At 75.7% G+C, this 6,178-nt stretch carries 6 protein-coding genes and 1 pseudogene; 4 read left to right on the top strand and 3 right to left on the bottom strand.

The window, feature by feature from the left end; translation table 11 throughout:
* A pseudogene (locus tag VR44_RS46890) lies at window positions 1-140 on the top strand (cytidine deaminase); the annotation flags it as partial.
* 63 nt (window positions 141-203) lie between these two features.
* On the opposite strand, the gene VR44_RS05740 reads toward VR44_RS46890, so the two are convergent.
* A complete protein-coding gene (locus VR44_RS05740; RefSeq protein WP_045946267.1) occupies window positions 204-1,454 on the bottom strand; it encodes an MFS transporter in 1,251 nt (416 codons plus the stop codon).
* 71 nt (window positions 1,455-1,525) lie between these two features.
* On the opposite strand from VR44_RS05740, the gene VR44_RS05735 reads away from it, so the two are divergent.
* From VR44_RS05735 to era, 3 genes are all read left to right on the top strand, one after another.
* Window positions 1,526-2,515 (top strand): GlxA family transcriptional regulator, encoded by a 990-nt coding sequence (locus tag VR44_RS05735; protein WP_045946266.1) that lies wholly within the window; start codon window positions 1,526-1,528, stop codon window positions 2,513-2,515.
* 233 nt (window positions 2,516-2,748) lie between these two features.
* A complete protein-coding gene (locus VR44_RS05730) occupies window positions 2,749-3,885 on the top strand; it encodes a WxL domain-containing protein (protein ID WP_052713480.1) in 1,137 nt (378 codons plus the stop codon).
* 137 nt (window positions 3,886-4,022) lie between these two features.
* Window positions 4,023-4,973, top strand: coding sequence for a GTPase Era (gene era, locus VR44_RS05725; RefSeq protein WP_079426822.1), 951 nt, complete (start codon window positions 4,023-4,025; stop codon window positions 4,971-4,973).
* A gap of 18 nt (window positions 4,974-4,991) precedes the next feature.
* Here era and VR44_RS05720 read toward each other — a convergent pair whose 3' ends face one another.
* Together VR44_RS05720 and VR44_RS05715 are read right to left on the bottom strand one after the other, a co-directional pair.
* Entirely contained in the window at window positions 4,992-5,690 is a 699-nt protein-coding gene (locus VR44_RS05720; RefSeq protein WP_045946265.1) for an SAM-dependent methyltransferase, read from the bottom strand.
* A gap of 104 nt (window positions 5,691-5,794) precedes the next feature.
* The coding region (locus tag VR44_RS05715) for a GNAT family N-acetyltransferase (protein ID WP_045946264.1) at window positions 5,795-6,178 on the bottom strand (384 nt) is incomplete at its 5' end.

Raw genomic sequence — 6,178 nt, 5'->3', positions numbered from 1 at the left:
CGGCGGCGGTGGTCAGCGCGGCCGACGCCCCGGCCGACGCCGACCGTGCGGCGGTCCGCGACCTCGGCGGCCCGCAGACCCCGGTGCTGCTCGCCGCCCCGGACGGCACCCTGAAGTCCACCACCCCCGCCGGGGCCTGAACCCCGCACCGCGCCGCCCCGGCGACACCCGGGCGGCGCGGTCCCAGCCCCGCCGGCGGGCCCTCAGGCCGCGGCCGGGACGGCGGCGGCAGCCCGCTCCGGGCGGCGGCGGATCACCATCGCCATCAGCGCCGCCACCGCGCACAGCCCGCCCGAGGCGTACCAGACCAGGTCGTACGAGCCGAACGCGTCCCGGGCCACCCCGCCGAGGAAGGCCACCAGCGCCGCACCCACCTGGTGCGAGGCCAGCACCCAGCCGAAGACGATCGCACTGACCTGCCCGTAGTGCTCCCGGCACAGGGCGATGGTCGGCGGGACGGTCGCGACCCAGTCCAGCCCGTAGAAGACGATGAACAGCACCATCGGCGGGTGCACGGCCGGCGCCAGCAGCACCGGCAGGAACAGCAGCGACACCCCGCGCAGGGCGTAGTACACCGCCAGCAGCCGGCGCGCCTCGAACCGGTCGGTGAACCAGCCGGAGGCGATGGTGCCCAGTACGGGGGTGAAGTGGGTGCGGACCAGCCCGTTCGTGGAGGCCCCGCAGATCGCGAAGGTGCCCGCCAGCAGCCAGAACGGTCCCGTCCGGGCCGCATGGAACAGCACGGTCACCGCCCGCCGGGCCGCCCCCTGGACGGGCGCCGGCTTGGGCTCGTAGGTGCCCCCGTACGGGGCGAGGCCCACGTCCGCCGGGTGGTCGCGCAGCAGCAGCCACACGAAGGGGACGACGGACAGGGCCGCCAGCGCCACGGTGACCGACGCGGGCCGCCAGCCGTGGTGCTCCACCAGCCAGGACAGCAGCGGCAGGAAGATCAGCTGACCGGAGGCGCCCGCGGCGGTGAGGATGCCCGTCACGAGCCCGCGCCGGGCGGTGAACCAGCGATTGGTCACCGTCGCCGCGAAGGCCAGCGCCATCGAACCGCTGCCCAGCCCCACCAGCACGCCCCAGAACAGCACGAGCTGCCAGGAGGCGGTCATCCACACCGTGGCCAGGGAGCCGCACGCGATGACCGTCAGGGCCAGCGCGACGACCTTCCGGATGCCGAAACGATCCATCAGGGCGGCGGCGAAGGGCGCGGTGAGCCCGTAGAGGGCGAGGTTCACGGAGACCGCGAAACCGATGGTGCCGCGCGACCAGTCGAACTCCTCGTGCAGCGGGCCGATCAGCAGTCCGGGCAGGGAGGCGAAGGCGGCGGCGCCGATGATCGTCACGAAGGCGACGGCCGCGGCGAACCACGCGCGGTGGATGCGGCCCGGCTCGCGGGGGGCCGTGGGGGCGGCGTCCTGGGTGCTTGAGGTGGGGGCTGTCTGCGTCACCCCGACAGCTTCCGGCCCGTCAGGCACCCTACGACAGTGGCCTGACCGACATGCTTCGATACGATCGGGCCATGACTGATGAGCTACGGCCGCACCGTGTCGTCGTCCTCGTGCTCGCCGGGCTGCTGCCCTTCGAACTGGGCATCCCGCACCGGATCTTCGGCCTGGCCAAGGACTCCGCCGGACGGCGCCTGTACGAGATCCTGACCTGCGGGCTCGCCCCCGGACCCGTGCGGACGGACGCCGACTTCGCGATCCAGGTCGAGCACGGCCCGGAACTGCTCGCCACGGCCGACACGGTGGTGGTGCCCGCCTCGTACGAGCTGGGGCCGGTCCACGACGAGGGCCGGCTGACCGACGGGCTCGCCGCGGCCCTCGCCCACATCCGGCCCGGCACCCGGCTGGTCTCCATCTGCACCGGCGGCTACGTCCTCGCCGCCGCGGGCTACCTGGACGGCCGTCCGGCCACCACCCACTGGGCCTACGCCGAGCACTTCCAGCGGATGTTCCCGGCCGTACGGGTCGACGCCGACGTGCTCTACACCGACGACGGGGACGTGCTGACCTCCGCCGGGGTCGCCGCCGGCGTCGACCTCTGCCTGCACATCGTGCGCCGCGACCACGGCGCGGCCGTCGCGAACGACACGGCCCGGCGGACCGTCGTACCGCCCCACCGGGACGGCGGACAGGCGCAGTTCATCGGCCGGCCCGTGCCCGAGCCGCAGCAGGCCAGCACCACGGCCGCGCGGGCCTGGGTGCTGGACCGGCTGCACGAGCCGGTCCGGCTGAGCGACCTGGCCCGGCAGGAGGCCATGTCGGTACGGACCTTCACGCGCCGTTTCCGCCAGGAGTCGGGGGTCAGCCCGGGGGAGTGGATCACCGGTCAGCGGGTCGAGCGGGCGCGGCAGTTGCTGGAGCGGACGGAGCTGCCGATGGAGGCGGTGGCCCGGGAGGCGGGCTTCGGGACGGCGCAGTCGCTGCGCAAGCACGTCCAGGCGGCGCTGGGGGTGAGCCCGACGGCCTACCGGCGGACGTTCCGGGCGACGGGGGCGGGAGCCTGATCCGTTTCGTTTCTGATGCGTGGTCGGCTCATGGTGCTCCCGTCCATTGACTTCTCCCGCCGCCCGCCCGTGAATGGCCTCCTGTCGGGGCGGCGGGAGGGGGCCGGGCGGTGCGGAGAGGGGCGGGCAGGAGGAGTTGGGCGGCGGCCGTAGGCACCGTCGTGCTCACGGCCGCGGCCGGGGGAGGGCTGGGGGCGCCGGCGGCTGCCGATGGAGGAACGCCCCCGGGGCGGGTGGAGTTCCCCACGCGCTGCCTGCCGGCCGCCGCGGGGCCGACGACGGCCCGGATCGAGGTCGACGACCCGTCGCCGGGGGTCGGCGACACGGTCACGGTGACCTACCGCCTGGACCGGACCCCGCCCGGGCCGGGGCCTCAGGGCGCCTTCCCCGCGCCGACCGGTCGGGTCCTGCTGGGCGGGGCGCAGACCGGCGAGGTACCGGTGTCCGCCGCGCCGGGCGCGGACCCCGGCGGGGCGGCGGTTACGGGGGCGGAGGCGGCTTCGCCAGGTAGTGCTGGGGCGGGCGGTTCCGGTGTGGTGATGAAGGGGAGCTTCGTCGTCACCGCGCCCGGCGAGCTCACCCTCACCCCGGGCGGCTACGCCCTGCCCGGCGGCGTCTGTGCGGTGGCCGGGCCGTCGGCGCCGGTCGCCCGGCGGCTCACGGTGGCCCCGCTGCCGGTCATGAACCTGCGGGGCGTCGCCCTCGGCACCTCGTACGGGGAACCTGGCGCCCGGGTCCGGGTCACCGGGGCCGGATTCACGCCGGGCGCGGCCGTGACGGTCGCCGGGCGCGCGGGAGCCGCCGGGACGGCCGACCGCGCGGTGGCCACCGCGGACCGGTCGGGGGCGTTCGGCGTGGAGCTGGTGGTGGCGGACCGGGGGACGACGGGCGTCGTGGCGTACGAGGGCACGGCCTGGTCGCCGGAGCGGGGCGCGCGGCCGCAGGCGTACGCGGTCGTCGAACCGACGGCCCCCGCGGGAGGCGGGCTGACGATGACGCAGGCCGGGGCGGCGATCACGCTGGGCCCCGTCGGGTACGGCGGCGCGGGTGGCGGCGCCGGCCGGATCGGGACGGTGACGGTGGTCGACGCGCGGGGCGCCGGGGCGGCGCGGTGGACCCTGAGGGGGAAGCTCACGGACTTCACCGGTCCGGACGGGGCGCGGATCCCGGGTGCTTCGCTGTCGTGGATCCCGTCGTGCGGGGGTGGCGGGTGCGTGCCGGGGCCGCCGGGGGCGGTCGGTCCGGAAGGGGCGGTCCTGGCCTCGGGGGAGGGCGGGAGCTCCACCGTCGACGCCGCCGTCACCCTGCGGGTCCCCGCGTACACCCCGCCCGGCGCGTACCGTGCCGCCCTCACCCTGACGCTGTCGTAGCCGAGCCCGGGTCGGCGGCTCGGCAGCGGCACCGGGCCGCGGCTGCGCCCCGGCCGGGGTCCGGGGCAGGGCCCCGCGGGGTCCGGGGCGGCTCCTGTGGGGCGGTCTGGTCGGCGGGGTGGGCGGCATCGGGGAGAATGGCCCGTATGAGCGATCGTTCCCCCGAGCCCACCGCCCCGCACCGCGCGGGCTTCGCCTGCTTCGTCGGCCGCCCCAACGCGGGCAAGTCGACCCTGACCAACGCACTGGTGGGCACCAAGGTCGCGATCACCTCGAACCGGCCCCAGACCACCCGCCACACCGTCCGCGGCATCGTGCACCGCCCCGACGCCCAGCTGGTCCTGGTGGACACCCCCGGTCTGCACAAGCCGCGCACCCTGCTCGGCGAGCGGCTCAACGACGTCGTGCGCACCACCTGGGCCGAGGTCGACGTCATCGGCTTCTGCCTGCCCGCCGACCAGAAGCTCGGCCCCGGCGACAAGTTCATCGCCAAGGAGCTCGCGGGGATCAAGAAGACCCCCAAGATCGCCATCGTGACCAAGACGGACCTGGTCGAGTCCAAGCAGCTGGCCGAGCAGCTCATCGCGATCCAGCAGCTCGGCGCCGAGCTCGGCATCGAGTGGGCCGAGATCGTCCCCGTGTCGGCGGTCGGCGACAACCAGGTCCAGCTGCTGGCCGACCTGATCGCCCCGATGCTGCCGGAGAGCCCCCCGCTCTACCCCGAGGGCGACCTCACCGACGAGCCCGAGATGGTGATGGTCGCGGAGCTGATCCGCGAGGCCGCGCTGGAGGGCGTCCGCGACGAGCTCCCGCACTCCATCGCCGTCGTGGTCGAGGAGATGATCCCGCGCGAGAACCGCCCGGCGGACCGGCCGCTGCTCGACATCCACGCCAACGTCTACATCGAGCGGCCCAGCCAGAAGGGCATCATCATCGGCCCCAAGGGCTCCCGCCTGAAGGAGGTCGGCATGAAGTCGCGCAAGCACATCGAGGCGCTGCTCGGCACGCCGGTCTTCCTCGACCTGCACGTGAAGGTCGCCAAGGACTGGCAGCGGGACCCCAAGCAGCTCCGCAAGCTCGGCTTCTGACCCGGCGGGGGTCCGGCCTCAGGCCCGGCGACGGACCTTGAGGGTGTTGTCGTAGCCGTGCCCGGGCCGGTCGGCCTCCGTGCCGGTCCGCTCGTGCTCGGCGCAGACCAGCACCTCCCAGCCGTCCTCGGGCAGCTCCAGGCCGGCCAGCACCTCCTGGGGGGTGGGGAAGTACAGGTCCGGGTGCGGGTTCTCGGCGCCCGGCGCCGGCCCGCCGTGCCCGGCCACCAGCAGGACCCCGCCCGGGGCGACGGCCGCCGCGGCGGTGCGCAGGATGCGCTCGCGGGGCATCTCGCCCGGGCTGTGCAGGAAGCAGGCCGCGACCAGGTCGAACTCCCCGGCGGGGAAGGACTCCCCGAGGTCGTGGCGTTCGAAGGCGATCCGGTCGGCCATGCCCGCGTCGGCCGCGTGCCCGGCCGCCCGTTCCAGGGCCACGGGCGAGATGTCGGTGCCGGTGACCCGCCAGCCCCGCCCGGCCAGCCAGACCGCGTCGGCGCCCTCGCCGCAGCCGAGGTCCAGGGCACGGCCGGGGGCCAGGTCCGCGGCCTCCCGGACCAGGACGGAGTTGGGCCGGCCGCTCCAGATCCGCTCGCTCTCGCGGTAGCGGGAGTCCCAGAACTCCTGGCCGGTCGCCGCGGCGCCTGCGCCGTTGCCGTTCCCGTGGTCGTGGTCGCCGTGGGTGTGGTCGTGGTCGTGGTCGTGGGAGGGGGTGGGCACGCGGTCTCCTCGGTGGGCGCCTGTACGGACACCGCCGATGCTCCGCCCCCGCCCGGACCGCGGCAAAACGTTCTTGCTGTTTCCGCAAAAAAGGGGGCTCTGGTCTAGGCGGCCGGGGGCTCCGCGATCAGGGCCGTGCCGACGCGGCGGAAACCGGCGCGGGCGTAGATCCGGGCCACGTCCTCGTCGCCGGCCGACAGGAACACCGTCGTCGCCCCGGCCGCGAGGGCCTGCGCGACCAGCGCGGCGGTGACCCCGAGGGCCAGCCCCTGGCGCCGGGCCGCGGGCAGCGTACCGACCCCGACGACCTCGGCGACGGACCCGACCGGGTTGTACTGGCCCGAGCAGAGCACCACGCCGTCGCGGACCGCCGCCGCCATCCCCGTACGCCCGTCCGCGAGCATCCCCGAGACCCGGGCCCGGCGCTCCTCCACGGACGGGTCGGCCAGCGCCGCCGCCAGCTCCGCCGGCCCGGCCTGCCCGAGGCA

Source organism: Streptomyces katrae, from assembly GCF_000966975.1.
GTDB lineage: Bacteria > Actinomycetota > Actinomycetes > Streptomycetales > Streptomycetaceae > Streptomyces > Streptomyces katrae.
The sequence above is the reverse complement of the archived record's forward strand: the minus strand, read 5'-3'. Positions and strand labels throughout refer to the sequence as shown.

Excerpts from the sequence above, each read along its gene's own strand:
- VR44_RS05735 (WP_045946266.1), top strand. The coding sequence starts at position 1,526 with ATGACTGATGAGCTACGGCCGCACCGTGTCGTCGTCCTCGTGCTCGCC.
- era (WP_079426822.1), top strand. The coding sequence starts at position 4,023 with ATGGCCCGTATGAGCGATCGTTCCCCCGAGCCCACCGCCCCGCACCGC.